The 23647-nt window shown below is 48.5% G+C and carries 24 protein-coding genes; 14 read left to right on the top strand and 10 right to left on the bottom strand.

What is annotated here, in order from left to right:
- Position 1 precedes the first annotated feature (1 nt).
- The 6 genes from OVA10_RS20065 (at position 2) to OVA10_RS20040 (ending at position 4038) form a co-directional block, all read left to right on the top strand.
- The gene (locus OVA10_RS20065; protein ID WP_142503695.1) at positions 2–316 is read left to right on the top strand and encodes a DUF4222 domain-containing protein; all 315 of its coding nucleotides are present in this window, start codon (positions 2–4) and stop codon (positions 314–316) included.
- Positions 313–2076: a DNA primase family protein gene (locus OVA10_RS20060; protein WP_142503694.1), complete on the top strand. Its 1764-nt coding sequence runs from the start codon at positions 313–315 to the stop codon at positions 2074–2076. Before OVA10_RS20065 ends, OVA10_RS20060 begins: the two co-directional genes overlap by 4 nt.
- 413 nt (positions 2077–2489) lie before the next feature.
- On the top strand, positions 2490–2663 hold the full coding sequence (locus OVA10_RS20055; RefSeq protein ID WP_014830800.1) for a hypothetical protein: 174 nt from the start codon (positions 2490–2492) through the stop codon (positions 2661–2663).
- Positions 2660–3445: a hypothetical protein gene (locus OVA10_RS20050; protein WP_142503461.1), complete on the top strand. Its 786-nt coding sequence runs from the start codon at positions 2660–2662 to the stop codon at positions 3443–3445. The genes OVA10_RS20055 and OVA10_RS20050 overlap by 4 nt, the downstream gene beginning before the upstream one ends.
- A gap of 141 nt (positions 3446–3586) precedes the next feature.
- On the top strand, positions 3587–3715 hold the full coding sequence (locus OVA10_RS20045) for a hypothetical protein (RefSeq protein WP_268196681.1): 129 nt from the start codon (positions 3587–3589) through the stop codon (positions 3713–3715).
- Positions 3712–4038 carry a hypothetical protein gene (locus OVA10_RS20040; protein WP_268196680.1) on the top strand — a complete coding sequence of 109 codons (327 nt, stop codon included), beginning with the start codon at positions 3712–3714 and terminating at the stop codon, positions 4036–4038. Before OVA10_RS20045 ends, OVA10_RS20040 begins: the two co-directional genes overlap by 4 nt.
- A gap of 492 nt (positions 4039–4530) precedes the next feature.
- On the opposite strand, the gene OVA10_RS20035 is transcribed toward OVA10_RS20040, so the two are convergent.
- The 4 genes from OVA10_RS20035 to OVA10_RS20020 all read right to left on the bottom strand — a co-directional run bounded on the left by OVA10_RS20035 (position 4531) and on the right by OVA10_RS20020 (position 8986).
- On the bottom strand, positions 4531–5499 hold the full coding sequence (locus OVA10_RS20035; protein WP_185935136.1) for a hypothetical protein: 969 nt from the start codon (positions 5497–5499) through the stop codon (positions 4531–4533).
- A 202-nt stretch (positions 5500–5701) separates the two neighbouring features.
- Positions 5702–6256, bottom strand: a complete 555-nt coding sequence (locus OVA10_RS20030; protein WP_142503692.1) for a hypothetical protein — start codon at positions 6254–6256, stop codon at positions 5702–5704.
- Positions 6253–7185 (bottom strand): hypothetical protein, encoded by a 933-nt coding sequence (locus OVA10_RS20025; protein WP_142503691.1) that lies wholly within the window; start codon positions 7183–7185, stop codon positions 6253–6255. The genes OVA10_RS20030 and OVA10_RS20025 overlap by 4 nt, the downstream gene beginning before the upstream one ends.
- 949 nt (positions 7186–8134) lie before the next feature.
- Positions 8135–8986, bottom strand: a complete 852-nt coding sequence (locus OVA10_RS20020; RefSeq protein WP_268196678.1) for an aldo/keto reductase — start codon at positions 8984–8986, stop codon at positions 8135–8137.
- A gap of 87 nt (positions 8987–9073) precedes the next feature.
- Between OVA10_RS20020 and OVA10_RS20015 the strand changes: the two genes are divergently transcribed.
- On the top strand, positions 9074–9196 hold the full coding sequence (locus OVA10_RS20015; RefSeq protein WP_268196677.1) for a hypothetical protein: 123 nt from the start codon (positions 9074–9076) through the stop codon (positions 9194–9196).
- Positions 9197–9419: 223 nt separating this feature from the next.
- Positions 9420–9581, top strand: coding sequence for a hypothetical protein (locus OVA10_RS20010; RefSeq protein ID WP_181827376.1), 162 nt, complete (start codon positions 9420–9422; stop codon positions 9579–9581).
- 68 nt (positions 9582–9649) lie between these two features.
- Here OVA10_RS20010 and OVA10_RS20005 read toward each other — a convergent pair whose 3' ends face one another.
- Entirely contained in the window at positions 9650–9964 is a 315-nt protein-coding gene (locus OVA10_RS20005; protein ID WP_123429422.1) for a hypothetical protein, read from the bottom strand.
- Between the two features lie 388 nt (positions 9965–10352).
- Here OVA10_RS20005 and OVA10_RS20000 point away from each other — a divergent pair, with 388 nt between their 5' ends.
- On the top strand, positions 10353–10973 hold the full coding sequence (locus tag OVA10_RS20000; RefSeq protein WP_102104357.1) for a LysE family translocator: 621 nt from the start codon (positions 10353–10355) through the stop codon (positions 10971–10973).
- Between the two features lie 465 nt (positions 10974–11438).
- On the opposite strand, the gene OVA10_RS19995 is transcribed toward OVA10_RS20000, so the two are convergent.
- Together OVA10_RS19995 and OVA10_RS19990 are read right to left on the bottom strand one after the other, a co-directional pair.
- Positions 11439–11600 carry a hypothetical protein gene (locus tag OVA10_RS19995; RefSeq protein ID WP_181827378.1) on the bottom strand — a complete coding sequence of 54 codons (162 nt, stop codon included), beginning with the start codon at positions 11598–11600 and terminating at the stop codon, positions 11439–11441.
- A 246-nt stretch (positions 11601–11846) separates the two neighbouring features.
- On the bottom strand, positions 11847–12290 hold the full coding sequence (locus OVA10_RS19990) for a VOC family protein (protein ID WP_268196676.1): 444 nt from the start codon (positions 12288–12290) through the stop codon (positions 11847–11849).
- A gap of 622 nt (positions 12291–12912) precedes the next feature.
- Here OVA10_RS19990 and OVA10_RS19985 point away from each other — a divergent pair.
- Positions 12913–13530, top strand: a complete 618-nt coding sequence (locus tag OVA10_RS19985; protein ID WP_268196675.1) for a LysE family translocator — start codon at positions 12913–12915, stop codon at positions 13528–13530.
- Between the two features lie 121 nt (positions 13531–13651).
- On the opposite strand, the gene catA is transcribed toward OVA10_RS19985, so the two are convergent.
- The gene (gene catA, locus OVA10_RS19980) at positions 13652–14329 is read right to left on the bottom strand and encodes a type A chloramphenicol O-acetyltransferase (protein ID WP_268196674.1); all 678 of its coding nucleotides are present in this window, start codon (positions 14327–14329) and stop codon (positions 13652–13654) included.
- Positions 14330–15072: 743 nt separating this feature from the next.
- Here catA and OVA10_RS19975 point away from each other — a divergent pair.
- The 4 genes from OVA10_RS19975 to OVA10_RS19960 all read left to right on the top strand — a co-directional run bounded on the left by OVA10_RS19975 (position 15073) and on the right by OVA10_RS19960 (position 20306).
- Positions 15073–15567, top strand: a complete 495-nt coding sequence (locus tag OVA10_RS19975) for a molybdopterin-dependent oxidoreductase (RefSeq protein ID WP_100777496.1) — start codon at positions 15073–15075, stop codon at positions 15565–15567.
- A gap of 17 nt (positions 15568–15584) precedes the next feature.
- The gene (locus OVA10_RS19970; protein WP_194512882.1) at positions 15585–17558 is read left to right on the top strand and encodes a putative bifunctional diguanylate cyclase/phosphodiesterase; all 1974 of its coding nucleotides are present in this window, start codon (positions 15585–15587) and stop codon (positions 17556–17558) included.
- Positions 17559–18035: 477 nt separating this feature from the next.
- Positions 18036–19589 carry a peptide MFS transporter gene (locus OVA10_RS19965; protein ID WP_268196673.1) on the top strand — a complete coding sequence of 518 codons (1554 nt, stop codon included), beginning with the start codon at positions 18036–18038 and terminating at the stop codon, positions 19587–19589.
- Between the two features lie 111 nt (positions 19590–19700).
- Positions 19701–20306, top strand: coding sequence for a class I SAM-dependent DNA methyltransferase (locus tag OVA10_RS19960; protein WP_102104351.1), 606 nt, complete (start codon positions 19701–19703; stop codon positions 20304–20306).
- Positions 20307–20309: 3 nt separating this feature from the next.
- On the opposite strand, the gene OVA10_RS19955 is transcribed toward OVA10_RS19960, so the two are convergent.
- Both OVA10_RS19955 and OVA10_RS19950 read right to left on the bottom strand, forming a co-directional pair.
- On the bottom strand, positions 20310–22094 hold the full coding sequence (locus tag OVA10_RS19955; RefSeq protein ID WP_268196671.1) for a diguanylate cyclase: 1785 nt from the start codon (positions 22092–22094) through the stop codon (positions 20310–20312).
- A 121-nt stretch (positions 22095–22215) separates the two neighbouring features.
- Positions 22216–23325, bottom strand: coding sequence for an AI-2E family transporter (locus OVA10_RS19950; protein WP_100777491.1), 1110 nt, complete (start codon positions 23323–23325; stop codon positions 22216–22218).
- Between the last annotated feature and the right edge of the window lie 322 nt (positions 23326–23647).

Below are 23647 nucleotides of genomic sequence, written 5' to 3'. Positions count from 1 at the left end.
TATGACGATTAAAAATTCCGGCTTAGCTGCTGGTGGCCGCGCTCACCCTGAAATCAGGCCGGGCGATAAATGGAAGGACAGCCGCGGCAACCTGGTAATTATCGAAAGTTACCGATTCGACAGAGTGACATATTGCCGCGTGGGGTATAGCTCACCGTGTTTTTGCACGCCAGAAAGGCTGGTGCGGGAATTTGAATTTGTTTCTTCCGCGCCGGGCACCGGTGGAACCGATATCGATCGAATTATGCGGGTGCAGGGCATCGAACGAATTCGGGTTATGCGGGAAATCATCAGGGAGCGAGGGAACAGAAAATGAAGAATGCACCAAACCTTAAAAAGCAGCCGGCGGATCTCATGGAGGAGTCAATTATCTTTGCCGGGGCTGATGCCTGGACGTTCGCCAAAGCATGGCAGGAAATGAACCCGATTGGTGACACCGTGCCGCCGGTTGTTCTGGATAAAAAGCAGCTGGCGGAGCTGGAGAATATCCGGATTGTGGATGATGGCCGGCTCTATGCCCGGGTTTGCCGTGGCGGGCATCTGAGCGAGCGGCAGATAACCATTCTCGCTACAAAGCTGGCGGTGGCCGGCGTGGAGCGCGCGCAATTCTACTCTGAAGGTTATCAGCTGCTGGAGGACTGGACGCCACAGCTACCGCGCCTCAAAGCCGATGCGGAAGCCGGCAAAAGCATGGTGATCGGCAAACCGCTGACGGATGTAAACCTTCGCGACCTGGCTGATAACGAAAAGGCACTCATACTGGCCGCGCGTTACACCGGCATTGCGATCCATGAAAACAGCGAAGGCGTGTACGTCTACCGTACCGGCATCTGGGAGAAAACGTCTTTGCTCGAGCTGAGCCGCGAAATGGTGGCTATCTACAACGAGAACAAAACCAACTTCAGCAAGCGCGCGATCAACAACGTTATCGACGCCCTGAAAATCGTTATCCCGGTAATGGGGGAGCCGCGGCGCAGCCTGATCCCCTTTGCTAACGGCGTCTACGATATGGAAACCGGCGTTTTCTCCGAACACAGCCAGGATAACTGGCTGACCAACCATAACGGCGTGACCTACACTCCGGCGGTGCCGGGCGAAAACCTCCGCGACCACGCGCCAAACTTCCATAAATGGCTAAGTTACGCATCAGATAGAGACGCAATTAAGATGCAGCGCATCGCTGCAGCGCTCTTTATGGTGCTGGCGAACCGGTACGACTGGCAGCTGTTCCTTGAGTTAACCGGGGAGGGCGGTAGCGGCAAAAGCGTCTTTACCCATATTGCCACGATGCTGGCCGGCGCACATAACACCGCCAGCGGGAACATGGCGGCGCTCGACAGCGCGCGCGGGCGGGCGCAGTTCGTCGGGAAAAGCATGATAACGCTTCCTGATCAGCCCAAATATTCAGGTGAGGGCACCGGGATAAAGGCGATCACCGGCGGGGATGCGGTGGAGATAGACCCGAAGCACGAGCACCAGTACACCGCCGTTCTGCGGGCGGTGGTTGTGGCCACGAACAACACGCCGATGATTTTCACCGAACGTGCCGGCGGCGTTTCCCGGCGCCGCGTAATTTTCCAGTTTAACCGGCGCGTCAGCGAAGAGGATAAGGATCCCGACCTGGCTGAAAAGATATCCGCTGAAATTCCGGTGGTTGTTCGCCGGCTGCTGGCGAACTTTGCGAACCCGGAGAAAGCGCGGGCGCTGCTGCTTGAGCAACGGAACAGCGAAGAGGCATTAGAGGTGAAACAGAAAACGGATCCGCTTTATGCCTTCTGCGCGCATCTGGAGCGCCTGGCTGATTGCGTGGGAATGCTGGTGGGTAACCGTAACCCGCCTCATCGCCCCCGCATGTACCTCTATCACGCTTATCTGAAGTTTCTTGAGGCGAACGGTTTCGAGAAGCCGCTGACGCTGAATAAATTCTCTGAGGGAATGGAAAGCGCCATGCGGGAGTTTAATCACGAGTACCGCAAGGAGAGAAAGACCCGCGGCGTGGTGACGAACGTCGAACTTTCAGAGAGTGCGGAGGACTGGCTGCCGCAGGCACACCCGTTAGCTGAGGAAAAAAGATGAATGTTTAGCTAAATATGGCTAAAGGTGTTCATAGTATTCATTGATTGGTTAAAGTTTAATAAAATCAATAAGATTGACTATGAATACCTTCGTGTAAGGTATTCATAGGGTATTCATAGTGTTCATAGGTCACTTTAACTTTGTGCTCATGAAGTAAACAGAGATATGAACACCATGAACACTTGTAACCCCTGTATGTAGACCGGTGTTCATAGGTTAATTTATTGTTTTGTCTGTAATTTATCGCCTTTATGAACACCATGAACACCTTGAGGGCAAATTCTTTAAAACGCATCCACTCTTTTCGCGTTGTACACCCCTGCAATTTCATTAACATCGTTTCATAAATCGCAATTGATTATTGAATTGTTGCGATTAATGGAATTTTAACGGTTGCTATTACAGGGGGCATCATGAGCAAGGTTAACGTTAAGCCAGTCCTGCTGAACGGGGAGCAGATTCAGGCTCTGAAAACCATTCAGGAGAGGGAACGCCAGAAGTCGGGCATGGGGATCGCGCCGTCAATTCATGCTGTTGCACGCAAGGTATTTGATGCAGGGCTATCAAAAATGGAGGCTGGCCAGTGAGCTACTCAATCAAAATAGGGAAACACAGTATCGAGCTGGCGGGTTATGTCGGTAAGGTTGTTGCGCCTGATTCGCGAATGGAAGCATTATTCCGTGGCATGGCCGGCGAACTGACTAACCTGCGCGTCACGGCGCAGCAGGCAGAAGCAGAAGCGGATTTGCTGGACGTTATCCGCAACGACCCGGATTTGAACGAGCAGGCAAAAAACCGCAGGGCAGGTGAAGCCAAAAATCCAGACACACTGAAAGCGTTCACTCGCGGAGCTGCAGCAGTAAGTGATCAGGCCTCAAACATTCTCGATTACCTGATGAACAAGCTGGCACCGGTTAAACCACTGGCCTCTGATGATGTTCAGGGGTTCATGCGTGATAACGAAATGCGCCTCGCATTTGCCAGACTCGATCGCCGTAGTCAGGAAAAGATGCTGCTGTCGATGCACGGCGGAAAACATTCTGAACTGTCAGATGCCTTACTACGGGCGCACGCAGTATGTTCGGGGCTTGAAACAGAACAGCTAAAACGTCTCGCCTTCTCCCGTATCGCATCAGAGAACGGGCAGGTGATTAGCGCGGTTGGCGATCTGGTCGACGCGGTAAGGAAAGACGTCGCACAAATTACAGCTGTTCGAACCTGGTATAACAATCTCGTTTACGGGAAGAATGACGATCCGTCAGACGTTCAGCCACGCATGACCGGCCTTGACCAGTTAAGCGAACATGTCAGCGCGATGATCAAAGGCAGCCAGCGCCAGACAAAATCTGAAGAGAAGCAAGCCGCCTGAGGGCGGCTTTTTCTTGTCCCGGAAGGAATCATACGATGTTATTGAGTAAATCAGCCTATGCCAGGCATATGGGCGTCAGCCGGCAGACGGTTTACGGCTGGATAGCCCGCGGTGAAATTGTTATTTCAGGCGATAAAGTGGATGTTGAAGCATCGCACGCTAAACACAATTCTGCTGGTGCTGGTGCTGGTGCTGGTGCTGGTGCTGGTGCTGGTGCTGGTGCTGGTGCTGGTGCTGGTGCTGGTGCTGCTGAGCATCACAATGCAATGACGTGGGCGCAGGCCGCCGCATGGGTATGGGGGCATGACGGTGGGAAAACGCTGCCGGCTGATATTGATGCTGGTCAGCGAATAGAAGCCGCAGCCGCTGAGCTGGGTTTTGATGTTCAGCACGAGCCCGATGAACAATTGCTGATTCTCTTCCGGCCGGATGAAGAAACCCACAGCTTCTATGGCAAAGATCACATGGCTGGTGGTCTGCGTTTCCTGCGTTCCGAGCTGGCCTATGTGGCCGCAATGCATCCCGACACCCAGGATGACTGGAGCGAAACAGGATTAAAGGCACTCTGTCTGCTGGCAGGTGAAAAACTGTAAACCCCCGGCCAAACCTAACTCCTCTAACTTGACACTTTTTCGTGAAAAACAGGGAAAAGTGTCAACCCAACCTAACGGATCCTAACGTTCACGCACAACAGCTGCAGCCAACGCGTAAAGGGCTGATGCGAAGCAGGGCAGGTGTCAGCCTGTTATGGTTTGTTATGCCTTACTAGGGAAAACTAGGGGGAAAGTGTCAACCGCTACCGCTTCAGAAAACTTCAGGTACACGAACTCGTGAAGGGGAGGTGTTAAGCACTCCCCCTTTGCAACTATTCTCGAGCCTCTTTCAGATCGATGTTCCAGTTTACCCGGAAGCTGGCGTTCAGATTGAGTTGTCAAAACTTGTCACTCACCGGCACTGCCAGTGGGGATTTTTGGCTGAACGCGCTCTAAGTTACAGTTGCTTCAGTCTGATACCTTAAAATACTATTATTCTTAACTTCAGATTTGAATGTTGTTGCTTATTCTGGTTGTAGTTAAAGAAATCAGCTATTGAAACAATGATGTATATAATGAGGTGCTTTTCTGCATTAACCAATTTAACATTCTTTTTAAAATACCGTGTATTTTACTGAGCAATAATCGTGATTTTAGAACAGAAAGTGATTTTTTTATTTCTTTACTATTTTCTAACTTAGAGTTTTCCAATAAACATTCAAGGTTTTTTATTAACTTGTTTTTCGGTTCGGAACAACGTAATTTATAGAGTTTGATCCATGCTGTTTTTTGGTAGTCATATCCAAATGTCGACAGAAACGCCATGAGAATAAAATGGAAGCAGTTGATTATATTCCATTTATTACATGACTTATCATTCGCAATTGATGATATATACTTGCAAACTTTATTGTAATCTACTTCATTTCTCTCTTTGAATTCAGAATAAGTGATTACACCGCCGGTGTCTGAAAACATTTTCTCAACCATGCTAATATGGTCATCCTTAAAAAAATGATCTACATCATGTTCGTTATCATAACCTGTATTATTTAAAATTGAGGCATCGCAAAATATGTTTTGAAGTGTTTTTATATACTTCACAAAAGTTAAATCTTTCTCATCTGATAGAGTTACATCAAGATATATTAGTTCTCTCTCGAACTTTAAACACCAAGCATAGAAAGCTAAATAACGATAACAAAATGTTTGTAAGTAGTATTGATCCGTTAAAATCTTGTTTGCATCAATGTTATGCCATCCTTTGGTGCAATTTCCTGAGAAATTCCATAATCTATGATTTAATGTTTCGGCAGAGTCAAGTAATGGCATTTTATATTTTGAAATTGCCTCTTTTATTTTTTTCTTTTGTTCATGACAATGCTCAACTTCAATCTTGTATACTAGAAAATATTTACTCCATAATGATGTAAATATTCCTTTTATTATAAACAAAGAAATAGTAACAAATGCAGATACCAATGCTGCCATGACTGCTGGAGCCGAAATCAATTCAGGCATAATATTTTTACTCGAAAATTTGAAGTTTTATTTTATTCTATAAAACTAATGTATGAATAGATTTGAAATCTACTAATATTCTTTACTGGGTGGGTGTATTATCTATGAGTTAAATATTAGAAATCAGCCTCTTTTTGATCGAGTTACCAATTTTTATAGCTATTAAGAGAAGATTCCTAACCATGCCTATTTTGTGAAAAAATTAGTTATCAAGTATTGAGCTAAATCTTTTAATTACCATCAAGAAAGTGATGATGGTCGTGAAAAACGCTGCATAAGCTATGTAGCTCAGGAAATATGCCGGCACTGCGAAATACCATACCTCTAGAGTTTCTTGCTTTTCTGGAAAGAATGAAATAACAACAGATGCTATAACAAGAATTATCGAAGTTAATATTGCATAAGCGACATTATGACAGAGTTGCTCGTAAACGGTCTTATTAATTTCTAAGCCGGATAGGTTTGTAGTTGGCTTGTTGTTATCCTTTATATCTGCTATTTTGAAAATGGTTTTTTGTTTTTGGTCATAAATCATTATTACCGCACTCATTAACAATGCGGTCGTGATAGCACCAAAATTTACAAATAAGGCAGCAATGGATGGTTTCATAGTTCCATATAACCAGCAAATGATGGCTGAAATTATGGTTGGAGTAATAAAGTGAATGAAAATATCAAAGCGTAACGTCGAGCCTTGTTGATCTGACATTGTTTTGTAATGTTTTAAGAGAACTTGCCATACGTTTATTTTGTTCATATTGTTACTCCTGCGTTTCCACTATGGATCTCTGAAAGTATATCATTTGTTACGATCTTGATAGTGTCGTGTAGTGCTGTTAGGTCGGGTATGCCTGTGTTAGCATCAATATTGATATCAGCATCGTCAAGTTCAACGGAAATCCCTTTCTTTAGAATGGAATCATAACTGAATACTATTGTCCTGTTGCCTAGCATCAGCGAGACCTTAACCTCATCACATCTGTCCTCAACAATTTCAACTACATTGCTAAGCCTTTTCTCTCTTAAGTCGCGGAAACTTCCCATCATTCCTTCATTAAACTTAATTACCAAATCTGTTTTGACGTTGGTTCTATTTCTGCCGAACGAATCTGCAATATCGGTTGGAGGTTTATACCCAACGGCTTTTATTTGTTTTACTTCAGAGTCAAGTATATGTTGGGGGATGTTTTTATGACATAGTGGATTTATTCTAGCTTCGAGTTGATACTTTGTGAGAAAATAATCTAATAGAAATTCAGTAAATACTGATTTTGCTGAAGTATTGTCGCTACTATGAAATGCGATTATACCTTCTTCTAATGAATCTGGAAGATAGATTAAAAGATAACGTTCACGTAAGGTAACATCATCAACTTTTGTTGTATATTGCGTTGTAGCGAGTTGGGTGTCTTTAATCTCATGGCTTTCACCATATTTACCGACTTTAATATAACCATGTACTAAACATTTGTTTCTGTCAAAAGTAAGTTTTGCATGCTGTTCTAAAGATATTTTTGTTTTTGCAGAACTCAGTTCTATTGGCGAAACTTTATAGTTATTTAGGAAGTCTGCTAAAATATCAAACGCAGTTTTATTGGTGCTCAACCCAAGAGCGCCTAGCGGCTTGCTATTACGGCTACCTTTTTTAGTTAAAATCCTAAATGAATAAAAACTAACGCTATGCATAAAATCGCCTTTTTACAATATATTTGGAATTTTTTGGAAAGGAATCTTTAAGAAGGTACGCTACCGCCAAAGTGTACACACCCAAGCGATAGTTTTTTGTAATTCGATACTTTCGAAGAAGCATACACCAAAACTTATGTTCGTAAAGCGCGGGTTCGTTCACCGATTCGCTTAAAGCTCATGCCATCATCTGTCACATGGGCGGTAGGTCAACCGAGGAGCACCTTAAGTTTTTCTATCTCTAAAAGTCACTATGTATACTTGCAGTGCATATCCCCAAGAAAAGCAAAAGGGCTAGAGATCTCTCTCCAGCCCTTGCTGTGTCTGGTGGCCCCTGCTGGACTTGATCCAGCGACCAAGCGATTATGAGTAAGGTAAAAGTATTGTCACAAGGAGTATTGTGTTGCTTAGAATTTCGAACAAGTAGGTACTTCGTGAGCGTGTGATTACCGTGGCAAAGCTTTTGGTGATCTGATGGTGGTGCATAAAATCTTACGGGGGTACTTCTGGGGGTATCTATAACCATCTGATATTATAAAGTACATATAATTCAATATCCTTTGTGGTTTTGTTTGGTTCCTATTATCGCACCATTCAAGCATCCTCCAAAATCTCAATCTAATTGCTGTAACCACTTCTCTTTGCGGATGGACGAACTTCATGGCATTTCTTCGTCAGCAAAATATCCTTCAAATCTGTAGACAAAGGCTTTTCCTACATTCCGATCTACGTTGTTAGTATGTAAGTCGTTATCCCAGATAAGTAGAACAAAACAGAATTAATGGCTCTATGTGTGTTTGCAGGTGAAAAAGTATCTACCCAGCCCCACGCCTCCTTACGCCCACGAACAACACCCGTACCCCAATTAGTAAAAGACTAGCGTTGTGAGCTTTTAACCCAAGCTAGAAATCAGCGATATCAAAATGTTACCGCTGATATAAAAAATCATTTAAACATCAAGTTTGCGGCCAGTCAGCCATTCCACCATCGCCGGGTCGCGGTGAGAGAAGAAGGCGCTGATTGCGGTGTCGAGGGCAGCAACTTGCAGCATATCTTCAGAGCTGAGTTCAAAATCGAGAATGTTGATGTTCTCTTCCATGCGTTCTTTGCGCACCGATTTCGCCAGTGAAATGATGCCTCGCTGGAAGATCCAACGCAGCACAACCTGACCCACGCTTTTGCCGTACTTCTGGCCAACTGCCGTTAACACAGGATGCTGGAACAGACCATTTTTACCCTCAGCAAACGGCGCCCAGGCTTCCGGCTGAATACCACGGCTTTGCATCCAAGGCACGGCATGCAGCTGCTGGTTGAAGGGGTTAACTTCAACCTGGTTTACCGCCGGGGCCACGTTGTTGAAGGCGATAAGGTCGGCCAGTCGGTCTGGATGGAAGTTGCTGACGCCAATGGCGCGAATTTTGCCTGCCTGTTGCAATTCTTCCATGGCACGCCAGGCCCCATGCACATCGCCGTATGGCTGGTGAATCAGGTAGAGGTCAACGTAATCAAGTTGTAGTCGATTAAGGGAGCGTTCGAACTGTGCTTTAGCGCCTTCGTAATGGGTATCCTGCAGCCAAAGTTTGGTCGTGACAAAGAGTTCGTTACGGGCGATGCCGGTCTGTTTCAGCGCGTTCCCGACCTGAGTTTCATTCTGATAAGACGCGGCAGTATCGATCAGGCGATATCCCGTCTCGATGGCATCAATAACGGCTCTTTCGCATTCGGCGGCATCTGTCATCTGAAACACACCAAAGCCCAGCAGGGGCATTTCAATACCGTTATTGAGTTTTACTGTTTGCATGACGTTATCCTTCAGCTGTTGTGTTGGAAAAGCATAACGCAAACTGATTTATTCGATTAGATGGGGTAATTAGCTAGGGCTTATTAGATGAATTCATTAATCGAATGGGGAGGGCAGTCCGCTTTTTGCCAGCCACAGGCCATCAACATCATTGATGCTGAAGAAGCAGCGGCGCTCATTGAGATCAGCGATATCGGCTCGATATGTTGAGGGAAATAATCCGCTTTTTATTAATATAATATTTTTTACATACCGCGCTATTTTCTGTCCTGCACCTTAACTTTTAAGCTAATCATTGTAAATTATTTATGAACAGGTTCGAAACCCTCACCTTGCCCGAAAGGTGATAATTTGTTAAATTATCCGCATTAGCGTCAAATACATTGAGTAGTAAACCGGCGCTAATTATACAATAATGAGTGATGGAGCCAAAATGAAGTATGCGTTTGCATTAATGTTGAGTATGGTATTGTCAGGTTGTACCGCAAATGATTGGATTGATGCTGCAAGTGGGATAATGCAGGCTAACGATCAACACGAAAAAGACACAAGAAATCAGCGCATCAAAGACGCCAACAGGGCTGCAGGCTACTGATATCAAGATGATTAAGACACTCCTCTTCTTGTATTTTCGACAGAAGAGGAATGGTATTCTAAGCAAATTTACTGACTAAATACTCCCTTCGCTCTCGCCTGTTGGCAGGAGATATAGCCATAATGTTTTCGCTTTCCATTCTTATCGAACGCCACATAAAAAGGCATCGTCTCTTCACCTTTCTTTAGCGTGTAGTTAATGCAAGTCCCATTGATTTCTGGAACATTTATCTCACTGTCTGGTTTTCCACCTGCCGTAATAACTGAAGATTTTGTCGCATCAGCCGCATAGGTTGCTTGCACCACAGGGTCATTATCAAACTTAATAAAACCGACACTACAGGCCGTTAAAAAAGGAACAATTAAAATGGGTGTATAGCGCATTGCATATCCTTGCAGAGAATATAATTACTTAAGAAACAAAATGACCAGGTTGATTTCTCTTGCCCGCCAAATTCCCTTCAAAAAGATTATAAGAGCGTAACAGCAGGAAATACAATTACCGGCTATATAGTCACTGTGTTTAATAGTTCTTTGTTAATCGTTTTGACCAGCAAAGGTAGCGACAAAATTTTTCTCTCATAAAGGGTCTTATAAACGCTTAAGCACCGAAATGATGATGGACTCTAACCTCATGGCCACCCATGCGTATTCCCCCTTACTGACTGACAGGTCATATCAGAAGATACAGAGCCTGACGGTCCCTACCGAACTTTGGGGTGTTGCAGCATTTTTAAATCTTCAGTAGGATCTTCGTTTTCGGAGAAGCATAATGTCAGTCACCGATGCCCTTCTGGCCTATACCCTTGCCGCCACGCTTTTGACGCTAACCCCCGGTCTCGACACCGCCTTGATCCTGCGAACCGCCGCGGCAGATGGCAGTAAAAAAGCCGTGCATGTGGCGCTGGGTATTGATACGGGTTGTTTTATCTGGGGCGCGCTGGTGGCGTTTGGTCTGGGAGCGTTACTGGCTGTTTCTGACGTGGCCTACTCGCTACTGAAATGGTGCGGTGCGGCCTATCTTTGCTGGCTGGGGCTTCAGCTGCTGCTTCGTCCGCGTCAGCAATTTACGCTCACCGCCGGGGAGAATGCGGGCAGTGGTAACGGCTTTATGCGCGGAATGCTCGGTAACGTGCTCAATCCGAAGATGGGCATTTTCTATGTCTCATTCCTTCCCCAGTTTATTCCCGCAGGGCATTCGCCCTTTGCCTGGACCTTTTTGCTGGTTTCCATTCATGTGTTGATAGGCACGCTCTGGTCATTAACCCTGATTATCGCCACGGGCTATGCGTCTCGCGTGCTGAAAAAGCCGGCCGTGGTGAAGTGGATGGACAGAACCACCGGCGTGGTGTTTTTGCTGTTCGCCGCCAAACTGGCGATGAGTAAACGATAGGAAAGAACGGCACCAAAGGAAGTCTGCCAAAGGGTTGGCAGGCTTCTGCGGCCGGTCTTCCCATCGGCGACAAATCTCCCGCGGTGTTGCTGTTCGGCATCCGACATCTGAACAAACTACAGCTCAGCAGGGGCATTTCAATACATTACAGTAAGTGTGGCCTTTCCCTTAAACGGTTGGGTTGGAAAAGCCGAATGCGAACATGTTTACTGGAGCAGAGGCAAAATTAGCCAGGGCATATAAGTAAAATCCAGGAACAAACAGACATTCACTCGCGCCAAATAATCTATCTTGTTGAAAATTATGTGATATTGATCCAGGGCAATGTCAACATTGGTAACTTAAGCTAAATTGTTATTCAAATTTGAACGAGCCTATATCGGTATTATGTTTTTAAGAGCTTTACTGTTTTGCCTTCTGTCATTCTCCTGCTTTGCAAACGCCTTAAATTTCTCCTCCACCTTTTTACGCCTTAATTGCCCACAGCGGGGTCTGGTGGAAGTCATTCTTCACGTCTACGGTCACACGCAGGAAAGGTGGAGAGGAAACTTCGAAACGGGGGCCGGGCATAAACGCGCTGGTGATACCGAAATCATCCCTTTTGCGAATGGCGATACGCTTTTCCACTCAATATCCAGCGACTCATTTGGGTTTCAATACGCGGGCGAAGAGAAACTGTCCGTGTGCGCTAAAATTGATGAGCGCCCTGTTTATCCTTCATTTTAAAGGCAATCATTCATCCTGGCGCCTTGCTCGTTAATCCGGCAAGAGAGGTGCATCGATAGCCATCTCCACTCTGCCATAAGCGGTCATTTTGCGTTTAAACGATGCGGGAGCCAGGATGTTTAGCGCTGTAATTACTGGTCTGCCAGGTTACTTTTTGGGTTCAGTGTGCGTTCCAGAAGCTTCCAGCCCAACTCTTTGCCCGTATGAAAGTTCTAACGTATTGCCGTCAGGGTCAGCGAAAAAGACAAAATATCCCACCGGATCACCAGCCTGAACCGGCTCTTTTCGCAGCACACCCTCTGCTCGCGCCATCGCCACTTTTTGATCGATTGCTTCGATGCTTGAGCAAGCGACGCCAAGATGGCCAAAACTTCCCAAAGGGGTATCAGTCACGACATCCGCCTGTACGAGGACCAGTGCAAATGGACGCGTTCGATCGCTGAGCCATGCCACTTTGCGTGCCTCTGCCACATCAGATTCGCGTCTGTGAACAACCTCCATTCCGGCGTAGCGGTGATAGAAATCAATACTCTTATCCAAATCCCTGACGACAAACGCCACGTGGGTAAATCCAACGTCCACCTGTTTCATAAACCGAGTCCTTCTGTCTGAGTTCCAGATAAGCATCTTAAAAGCTCAAGTAAACTTCAGGTCAAGCCGGAAAGTGCTGTCGATTTACGCCATAAAATTGTGTTCGCGCAGTGCGTCAAGCCAGATTTGCTGGGGAGGGGAGATGAGCAGGGGGAGGTGAGTGAGGATGCGTTCCCGGCGCGAACCACGGATGAGACGGTATTACAGGTTCGCGCCGGGGCAGTGTGTTACTACTGCTTAATGACCATCAGGATCACACCAGGCATTCATTAACTGCACCAGGATGTATTTTAGCCCCAGCACAATGAGCAGGGAGAACAGAACTGTCACCACAATAATAGTCATCAGAAACTCCATGTAATCAGCTTTCTTCCCCAAAATCTTAGATCGTATTTTTCATTTGTCACGGTCCTGCAATCATTTTCCTTATCAGGGCGACACGAAGTATCCGTTCGGGTGCAGGCGAGGGTGATGCGCTGATATTTTGTTGTTTAATTTTCGCTTCGTTTCAGGGGCAGAGGCTGATGACATCGTGCTATGGTCTTAATCGGGAGCGGTTCAGCGGTGTCCGGTTCGCGCGATGAGCGAACGGGCTGATAATGAGTCATGATGGGGAAAATGAATGATCATTGAATTGATTGCACTTTCTGCTATTGGTGTTGCTATTCTTTTTGGCGCAATGAGCCCGGGCGTCAGCTTTCTTCTTGTTGCCCGCACGGCGATGTCCAGTTCGAGACGCGTGGCGTTATCTGTTGCGGCAGGTCTCGGTTTTGGAGCGCTTATATTTGCTGTCATAGCGTTAGCGGGCCTTCACACCCTGCTGACATTGGTTCCCTCACTTTACACAGCCCTTAAAGTTGCCGGCGGTTGTTATCTTTTATGGCTGGCGTTGAAAATTCTTCGTCGCCCTTCAAACCGCGTTATTGCTTCCACCGCGATAGATGAGGTCAGCGCCTCAAAAGCTTTTTTGACAGGCGTATTGACGCAAATCAGCAATCCTCATACTGCGCTGGTCTTTGCCAGTATCTTTTCCGCAGCCCTCAGCAAAAATATTCAGCCTGCTATGTACATCATCCTGCCCTTAATGGCATTCGTTATTGATGTGCTGTGGTATGCAATTGTCGCGTGCTTATTATCATCTGACGGGCCGCGTCTGGCTTACACTAAATACCGTAAATTTATAGATAAACTCAGCGGCGGTGTTATGGCCTTTCTGGGATTACGCCTGCTGCTAAAGTGAGTCAGACGATTTTCAGTCAATGGATGCGAGGAATTTAGGTCTGCTCCTCGCTTTCAGCAGAAATAGCAGCGATTCCTGCTGTCCATCTCGGATAAAGACGAATGCGAAAATATCATTACTATCAATCACTTGAATTTTCTGGGTGGTGCTTCAAGTCGTCACAGAGTTCTTGTAACTCATTGACCAGTCTTGCTACATGGAAACCGTCGCATACGGAGTGATGCACCTGAACGGCGAAAGGCAACAAGACTTTGCCATCTTGTTCGAAGTATTTTCCAAGCGTGAACATAGGGGCAAAAAAGTTCTGCATATTAGCCACATTGACGTTAAAGCTGGTAAAAGTTACCCAGGGAATACCGGATATGAAAAATATATTTTCCCGCGACTCTTCCTTAGGCCAATAAGCAGTATTATTGCTGTAGCGAGCCATGTCTTCTGAATATACTTTCTGGAAGTGATGAATATTGCCATCGTAATGGCTCCATAATGATGAAAAGGTCTCTGTTTCATTATGGAAAATGGTATAGTTTGGATGAACCTCATCCCACACGATAAGCTCATTGTCCTTCATCGCCATACGGAACTCCGGATGCCGATTTACGATTTTGGAAATGAGGAAAATCATAGTTGGATAAAATTTCCAGCCAGTCTCTTTAATATGTTTTAGCAACGCCGTAATGTCTAATTGAACAGTCTGATTAAATGTCGATTGGGCGAAGGTCTGAAATATTTCAAAATGCTCCCTCCTTGCCCAACGAGATAAATCAACAGACGTATAATGTGGCGTTGTATTTTTCATCTTTTAACCTTTGATTCGCATTTATAAATAAGATGTTAGCATAAGATTTTTCGTCTATGAATGATGATTATGAGTCCTAAAGTCTTTAGAGAACAAACGCATTTGCCACAGTTGTTCCTCCTTATACCGGAGTAAATAAAGGTGAAATATGTCAGAAGATCAGACCCGGTTGCGCAATCTTGTCGTGCTCTCCTGCCCGAAAAATGTCGCAGGATTTCCGCCTGGGAGTAGCCTTCGTTGTGCCAGGAGAGAGGGCGTGTCAGCTAGCCCTGCGGGGACAGGTAACTGAATGCACCTGCCGTTCAGCCGGAAAGTACCGGAACTGCCGTTGATGAAGGCTTTGTTGCGAGTGAGTCAGAAGTCAGCCAGACATTTTTTTCTCAATAATGTGGAATTTTATCCAACAAACTGACAAACGTCAGGCTTGCATCAAAGCCCTCTCTCTTTACCACAACACGGCCCTGGGCCTGCACCAAACACTAAGCATTAATATTTGTGTGGGTTTATTTGCGCTAACCAAACACATAGATTATTGTTTGTACAGACATGGTTAGATTTAATGCACTTAAAATAACAGTATCAACCTTGATTAATCATCACTAAACAACTAAAATTCCATAACGCATTGATTTTATGCATTAAATTATAATTTACTTAATGCATTGTTATTCTCCAGACAGCATGTATAAATAGCATAATAACTAAATTATAATTCTTTTATATTTGACGGATGGGTAGATAAAATGAAGTTAATTGTCATGTTGTTCAGCTTAGTGATTGCGTCGCAGGCTATGGCGGGGGAGCTTCCCAAACCTACCGGGAAAGTCCTTTTAACCATGTCCGGTAATATCGAAAATACAAATGAAGAGGGCAAAGCCGTTTTTGATGTCGCCAGCCTTGAAAAGCTGGGTATGGTCAGTTTCCAGACCGCCTCTCCCTGGTACAATGGGCGCACAACCTTTACGGGTATTCCGCTGAAAAAACTCATGGATTACGTAGGCGCCAAAGGCTCTATCGTTAAGGTTACTGCACTTAATGACTACACCACCGTTATCCCTCTCAGTGACTTCCAAAAATACAATGTGATCCTTGCCTTAAAAATTAATGGCGAATACATGCGGGTTCGCGACAAAGGTCCGCTATTCATCGTCTATCCCTATGACAGCGAACCCGAGCTGAATAATCAGGTGTTTTATTCAAGGTCAGCATGGCAGGTCAGCAAAATGAGCATTGAGTAGGATTTCAGAAGAACAACATGAACAGAATACTGGCTGCCATAATATTCTCTCTTTTTATATCTACAGGATATATCTCTTTTCTTGTACACGAAAGACAGCAGGAATTGCAGAAACTGACGCACTACGCCAGTTCATGGTCTGCTGGACAGCTGGTCTCGGAGTATTATCGGTTCGAATCATGGCTCAGTCTTTACACTATTGATGAGTCGATGACACTCGACGATGTGCGTCTACACCTCGATATTATGCTCAGCCAGAGTGATTTATTAAAGCAGGGAGATTTAGGGCAGTATATAAATAGCAATGAATCACTTCATGAACTTGCTGTAAAACTCGACAATACTCTTAATTATCTGGATACACATCTTGAGACAATGACCCGTCCAGAACTTCAGAAATATCTACGGGTAATGTATTCGCTTGATGGACCATTAAGCCGCCTTTCATCCGGTGCGTTGAACAAAGATCTGAATCTGATAAACAACGCCAACAGTAAAATTCAAACGCTGTACTCTATTTATTCAGCGATTTCAGTTCTTTTGATCATACTGAGTGCGATACTGGGTGTGCTGATTTTTTATCAAAACAGAAATATTCTCAAAGCGCATATTCAGGTTAAGAGTCTCGCTGGAGAGCTTCAGGAATCTAAAGAAAAACTGCAAATCCAGAATACCAAGCTGGAGTATGACGTCTACCATGATCCGCTCACAGAGCTGAGTAACAGACTGTTTTTCTGGGATAATTTAAACAAAACCATCAAGTTAGCAGACGCTAATAAAAGCTCTGTGACCGTGATGTTGTTTGATTTAGACCGATTCAAAGAGGTCAATGACACCTATGGTCATGACGCCGGTGATATGTTATTGCGTCTGATCGCTCAGCGACTTATTTCGATGGGGCTTCCGTCAGATATGCTTTATCGCTTAGGGGGCGATGAGTTTGCATTCCTCACGAGCGATCTGGCAGAAAGTCAGGCTGTTTCGATGGCGCAAAAAATATGCGATTGTATTAACCAGCCCTACACAATTTATAGCGCGGTTATAAATATTACCACCTGTGTGGGCATTGTTAACTCAGATACTGAGCGCCGTTCCGACTATCTCTATAAATTTGCTGATCTGGCCCTTTATGAAGCCAAAAATGAAGGCGCTGGCAAAATTAAAGTCTTCCGCCAGCGCATGTTGGATAAGCTGCTGGAAAGCAGAACGCTTGAGCATGACATGGCGCTGGCGTTAGTGAATAAAGAATTCGTGGTTTATTATCAACCGATTGTGGATTCGTACAGTCGGGAAATTTACAGCTATGAAGCCCTTATTCGCTGGATGCATCCGCGAAAGGGGCTTTTGTCGCCTGATACCTTTATTCCTGTTGCTGAAAAAACCGGAATGATTAGCGAGATGGGCAAATCGGTGCTTGAAATGGCCTGTCGGGAAGCGGCTTCCTGGGCTGTTCCGGTGAAAATTTCAGTAAACGTTTCTCCTGTGCAGCTCAGCAGCAAAACCTTTGCAGGAATAGTGATGTCTATCCTGAAAGAAACAGGGCTTGCGGCTGACCGTCTTGAGCTGGAAGTGACGGAGTCCTCTCTCTTTACTGACAACAATACGCCTCTGAATACGCTTAATAAGCTCAGAGCCCTGGGCGTGAAAATCTCCATCGACGATTTTGGTACGGGCTACTCCTCTCTTTCCCGTCTGAGCCGACTTGCCTTTGATAAAATCAAAATAGACAAATCCTTTGTGAATTCGATATCCACACAGGGAGACGCCCTTAATATCATTAAACTCATCACCGGCATGGCGAAATCCCTCAGTATGAAAACGATTGCCGAGGGTGTTGAAACCCAGGAACAGCTGGAAAGTCTTCAGGCGCTGGGCTGCGATTTCGCACAAGGCTATCTGTTCAGTAAACCTCTGCCGTTTATCGCCGGAGAAATCAAAAACGGTGAATTCTCAAACGATCCTTCTACCCTGTTAAAGGCCCCGCATGGCTGAATAATCCCCATTGCGCGCGACCGTTCCTCGCGCTAAGCGGCCAGTCGCGTTCAACCGTTTTCCGCTGAGGCCAGTTCACTTTATACAACGGATGTTTGTATTGAGCCCTCAATAATGAAGGCTCGATGCTTCCTCTTCCTGATGCACTCATGCAGATCGTTTTCCTCCAGGAATTGACGGGCTAAATCAGTGGGGAAATGCACTGTTTTTCCGGCTTATTTCAGGGCACAAATCAGGCCGCATCTTCTGCAACGATGTCAATATTTCCCCCTTTCCATCAAACAAAAAGTCTACAAAACTAGACATCTGTCGAATTTTCATCTTAAAGTCCCCCTCCGGGCACTAGACAAAACCATCGTCCGGTTATCAAATGGTTAAATAATATTTCGCTGGATGTAAAGAAGTGGCCCTGAACCTGAAAGGCCAGCAAACAATCCAGCGTTGACGTGCAACACGACACACCTCTTCGGGAGAACTATGCAATCCACTGTTAATCAAAAAGAAAGCCGAACTTTCTTCGGCCATCCTTATCCGCTTGGCTCGCTCTTCTTTACGGAAATGTGGGAGCGCTTCTCGTTCTACGGCATTCGTCCGTTACTGATTCTGTTTATGGCCGCGACCGTTTATGACGGTGGGATGGGGCTGGCGCGCGAAAATGCGTCGGCGATTGTCGGGATCTTCGCAGGCAGCATGTATCTGGCCGCGCTGCCGGGTGGCTGGCTTGCGGATAACTGGCTCGGGCAGCAGCGCGCCGTCTGGTACGGCTCGATTCTGATTGCGCTCGGCCATCTCTCCATCGCGCTCTCGGCTTTCATGGGCAACAACCTGTTCTTTATCGGCCTGATGTTTATCGTCCTCGGTTCCGGTTTGTTCAAAACCTGTATCTCAGTGATGGTCGGGACGCTCTACAAGAAAGGCGATGCGCGTCGTGACGGCGGTTTCTCGCTGTTCTACATGGGCATCAACATGGGTTCATTTATCGCGCCGCTGATCTCCGGCTGGCTGATTAAAACCCACGGCTGGCACTGGGGCTTCGGCATCGGCGGTATCGGGATGCTGGTAGCGCTGGTGATCTTCCGCCTGTTTGCCGTTCCTTCGATGAAACGCTACGACAGCGAAGTCGGTCTGGACTCCACCTGGAACAGCCCGGTGTCAAAGAAAAACGGCGTCGGCGCCTGGCTGCTGGCACTGGCGGTGGGGGGGGCGGTGATCGTCACGCTGATTGCCCAGGGCATCATTGTGATCAACCCGGTCGCGGTTGCCAGCATGCTGGTGTACGTGATTGCTATCTCGGTCGCGCTCTACTTTATCTGGCTGTTTGTTTTTGCCGGTCTGAACCGCAAAGAGCGTGCGCGCCTGCTGGTGTGTTTCATCCTGCTGGTTTCGGCGGCCTTCTTCTGGTCGGCGTTTGAGCAGAAACCGACCTCATTCAACCTGTTTGCGAACGACTACACCAACCGCATGATCGGCGATTTTGAAATCCCTGCCGTGTGGTTCCAGTCGATCAACGCCCTGTTTATCATCCTGCTGGCACCGGTCTTTAGCTGGGCCTGGCCGATGATGGCGCAAAAAGGCGTGCGTCCAAGCAGCATGACCAAGTTTGTTATCGGTATTCTGTGCGCAGCGGCGGGCTTTGGCCTGATGATGCTGGCGGCGCAGAACGTCCTCAGCAACGGCGGCGCGGGTGTCTCTCCGATGTGGCTGGTGGGCAGTATTCTGATGCTGACCCTCGGCGAACTGTGCCTTAGCCCGATTGGTCTGGCGACTATGACCCTGCTGGCCCCAGAAAGAATGCGCGGGCAGATGATGGGCCTGTGGTTCTGCGCCAGCGCCCTGGGTAACCTCGCGGCCGGCCTGATCGGTGGCCACGTGAAAGCCGATCAGCTGGATATGCTGCCGGACCTCTTCGCGCGCTGCTCCATCGCATTGCTGATTTGTGCCGCGGTGCTGGCGGTGCTGATTGTGCCGGTGCGTCGGATGCTGGAAAACGCGCAGACCAAAACAGAGTCCAAACCGGTGACCAACGCCTGATAAGCGATGAATTGAGTCCCTACAAACCGGCGCATCTGCGCCGGTTTTTTTGTTTTCAGCCCGCCGGGTAAGGTATAACCGTTCCAGAAACTTCTGCACACGAGACTCACGATGTCTGATGCCGCTGCCAAACATATCCTGACTATCTACGACACCCATGCCGATGCATTTGCGCGGTTACGCTCGCGTCATCTGGTGGAAAAAGGCTGGCTCGATAAGTTTACCCGGCTGATCGGCGGCAAGGGGGCGATTCTGGATATCGGCTGCGGCAACGGGGTGCCGATAGCGGAACATTTTATCCGCCAGGGTTATCGGCTGACGGGCGTTGATGGTGCGCCCGGCATGCTGGCGCGGGCGCAACAGGCGTTTCCCGATCAGCGCTGGCTGCATCTGGATATGCGCCAGATGGCGCTCAATGAAACCTTCGACGGGCTGCTCGCCTGGGACAGTTTTTTCCACCTCTCGCCTGACGATCAGCGCCAGATGTTCCCCATTTTTGCCCGCCATAGCCGCCCTGGCAGCGTGCTGATGTTCACCAGCGGTACGGACAACGGGATCGCCATGGGGGAGTTTGAAGGCGAGCCGCTGTATCACGCCAGCCTGTCGCCTGACGAATACCGGCAACGGCTGGCGGATAACGGTTTTGCGGTGATTGAGGTGATGTTTGAGGATCCTGCGTGCGGCGGGCACTCGGTCTGGCTGTGCCAGGCCCGGTAAGACTCACCCCGCCTCCAGCATCCCAAAGCTCACAATCCGCGATCTCCCCAGCTCTTTGGCGCGATACAGCGCCACGTCTGCGGCACGCAGCAGGTTGTCGCTCTGAGCGTGCTGCGGATAGCTGGCGATGCCGATCGACACATCGACCGGGCCAATCTCCGCCAGACCGTAGCGCAGCGCCAGGGCGCGCACGCCTTCGTAAATCTCCGTGGCGCAGGCGTGAGCACCCTCTTCGCCCGTGTCCGTCAGCAGCGCCAGAAACTCTTCGCCGCCGTAGCGGAAGGCGATGCCGTTGTCATGCACCGCACGCTGCACAATCGCCGCCACGCTTTTAATCACCTGATCGCCTGCCTCGTGGCCAAAGCGATCGTTAATACTTTTGAAGTGATCGATGTCGATCATCAGGCAGCTCAACGGCTCGTTGTTGCGCATTGCCTGGCTCATCAGCGTCTGCATTTTATCTTCGAGGTGATGGCGGTTACGCAGGCCAGTTAAGGGATCGTAGAGCGCTTTTTCCAGCAGGGCGTCGCGCAGACGCTGGTTGGCGAGCGCCAGCCCGAGCGCTTCGGCCATCAGCTCAAGATAGGCGCGTGACGGGGCGGTTTCCGGAGTGATGTTCTGGAACGAGAGCAAACCGATGGCCTCGCCCTGAGCGATCAGCGGCACGCAGAGCGACCGATCCGCCGCCGATTCCGGCAGGTGATAGCAGGCGATATCCGGCTCACCGTTGACCGGCGGATGGCTCTGACCGCGACGCACGGCCCAGCAATCATCAGGATGGAAGGGGGGATGTTTCTCCTCAGACGTCAGCCACTGGGCGACACAGCGCATCTGCCACGGATCGCGATCGAGGATATACAGCTGCCCGCTAATGCCCGGCGCGATATTCGGCGCAAACAGCTGGGCGACGTTAATCACGTCGGTGAAATTCTCACAGCCCTGCAGCCGCTGCGTCATACGCGCCAGCAGTTCGCGAATTGCCCAGTCCGCGTCGCGCTCTTTTTCCAGCTGCTGCCGCACCAGGCCGTTCTCGCGGAAAATGCGGATCGCCTGGGCCATATCGCCGATCTCATCGATCTGGCTAAAGTTTGGCGTCTCCACCGCGTAATCCTGCGACGCGAGGCGATGCACGACATCGCTCAGACGCACCACCGGGCGCAGCACGCGGCGCTTTAAAATAAAGCCCATCACGAACAAAAAGAGCAGGGCGGTCAGGCCGACCATCACTTCTGACAGGGTGCGCAGAATGCGGGACTTTTTTGTCGCCTCTTCCACGGCGTTGTGGGCGCGGCGATCCAGCATCAGGCGGAAATGGTCGATCTGATTCTGCACCCGCTCCAGCTCCTGCTCGTAGGGCTTACTGTAGAGCAGAATCACGGCCTGTCTCTCATCGCCGCGCGCCATGCTGGCGAGCGCCGCCTGCTGCTCATCCTGCAACTCATCGACCACCTGTAACCCTTCATGCAGCAGCGCCAGCTCTTCGCCGGTCGCGCCGTTATCTTTGAGTCGGGAGAGCCGGTGCTCAATGGGCTTACGGGACTGTTCTTTTTGCTGATAGTCCTTCAGGGCATCGGGATCTTTATTGATGACATACAGGCGTGCCAAATCCGACAGCGCCCAGGCATCCGTTTCGACCTCTTCGCTCAACTGATCAAATATCTGGCGCTGTTCAACGGCCTGTCGCTCGGCGTTATCGGCATTTGAGGCCAGCAGCATGACCACGCCGGAAGCGAGAGTCAGACACACCGTGACGCCGTAGGCCCAGTTGGTTATGGTGGCAATTCGCACCTGTTGGATCCTTTTCAGCCGTTAGTGGGATAGCGTTCTTGAAATTATAGGAAACGCCTGATTTGGCGTGACAAAAAAATGGCGGCCCGTGGCCGCCAGTCTGTTATTTATCGTCACGCTTTCACAAATCGGGAGGATTTTTCCCCTCTTCGATGAACGCCTCGTCGATTTCGTCGACGTTCCCCGCGTGGTCGCGCCCGGAGAGCAAATTCCAGCAGGCGATAAACAGCGCGGCGACCAGCGGCCCGATGACAAATCCGTTGATGCCGTAAATCTCCATCCCGCCCAGGGTAGAGATCAGGATTAAATAGTCCGGCATTTTGGTGTCTTTCCCGACCAGCAGCGGACGCAGGATGTTATCCACCAGCCCGACGATAATCACGAAGAAGCCGACGATAAAGAACCCCTGCCACAGCTGCTGCGTGGCGAACAGGAAGATGGCGGCGGGCACCCAGATAATGGCCGAGCCGACGGCTGGAATGAGGGAGAGGAAGGCCATCAGCGCGCCCCACAGGACGCTGCCGTCGATACCGGCAATGTAAAAGGCGATCCCGCCCAGAATCCCCTGAACCACGGCCACCACGGCGGTGCCTTTAACGGTGGCACGCGAGACGGCGGCGAATTTGGCGAACAGATGCTGTTTAACAAAATCGGACAGCGGCAGCGAATCGAGGATCTGGCGCACCAGATAAGGCCCGTCTTTGAGCAGGAAAAACAGCAAATAGATCATCACACCAAAACTAATCGCAAAGCCAAACGTCCCTTTGCCGATTAAGAAGGCGCTGCCCGCCAGATATTGACCGCCTTTCAGCGCCACATCTGACAGCTTTTGCTGGATCTGGCTGGCGTTATCCAGGTTGTGTTCGACGAGGAAGTTCCGCGCCCAGTCCGGCAGGTGTGAAAACAGGCTCGCCACCACCTCCGGAAACTGCGGATTGGTGTGCTGGAGCTTGGTGTAAACCACGTTTAGCTCGATGGCCAGCGACGACAGGATCACGATCAGCGGCGTAAAGACGATCAGGCAGATCACCAGCAGCGTCAGCAGCGACGCCACACCGTTACGTTCACCCACCCATCCGCGCAGTTTGTTTTTCACCGGATGGAAAATGACCGCCAGGATTGACGCCCATAACACGGCGGAAAAGTAGGGGGCGAGGATATCGAAGAACGCCACTGAAACAATGGCGAGAATGAGAATGAAAAAACCTTTAGTCAGTCCGTTAAAGCGCATTAGCGAGTCCTGGTGGCTAAGAAACAGAGTCGACTATAGAACCCTTTGAGGGAATTACCAATTTTGTCACGGAGATCACCTTAACACCCGCCGGTCGGGAAAACGCCGTGCACCCGGCAAACCGCCCGCGCATCACGCGTTTGATGAGATGCGGGCCGCATGTGGCAACACCTTTATGTGTGAACTCGCCTTAGAACGTTACCACTTTCGACTGACCGAAGAAGTCAGCGCCCCGCGCCATGCTGTAAGTATCTGCTCTGTGGAGGTGCTTATGGCCTGGCGACCGATTCTCTACGTCATTCTCACTCATCACCCTCGTCTC

The sequence above is a fragment of the Lelliottia sp. SL45 genome (genome assembly GCF_026672535.1).
Lineage (GTDB): Bacteria > Pseudomonadota > Gammaproteobacteria > Enterobacterales > Enterobacteriaceae > Enterobacter > Enterobacter nimipressuralis.
This window is presented reverse-complemented; position numbering and strand designations above follow the sequence as displayed.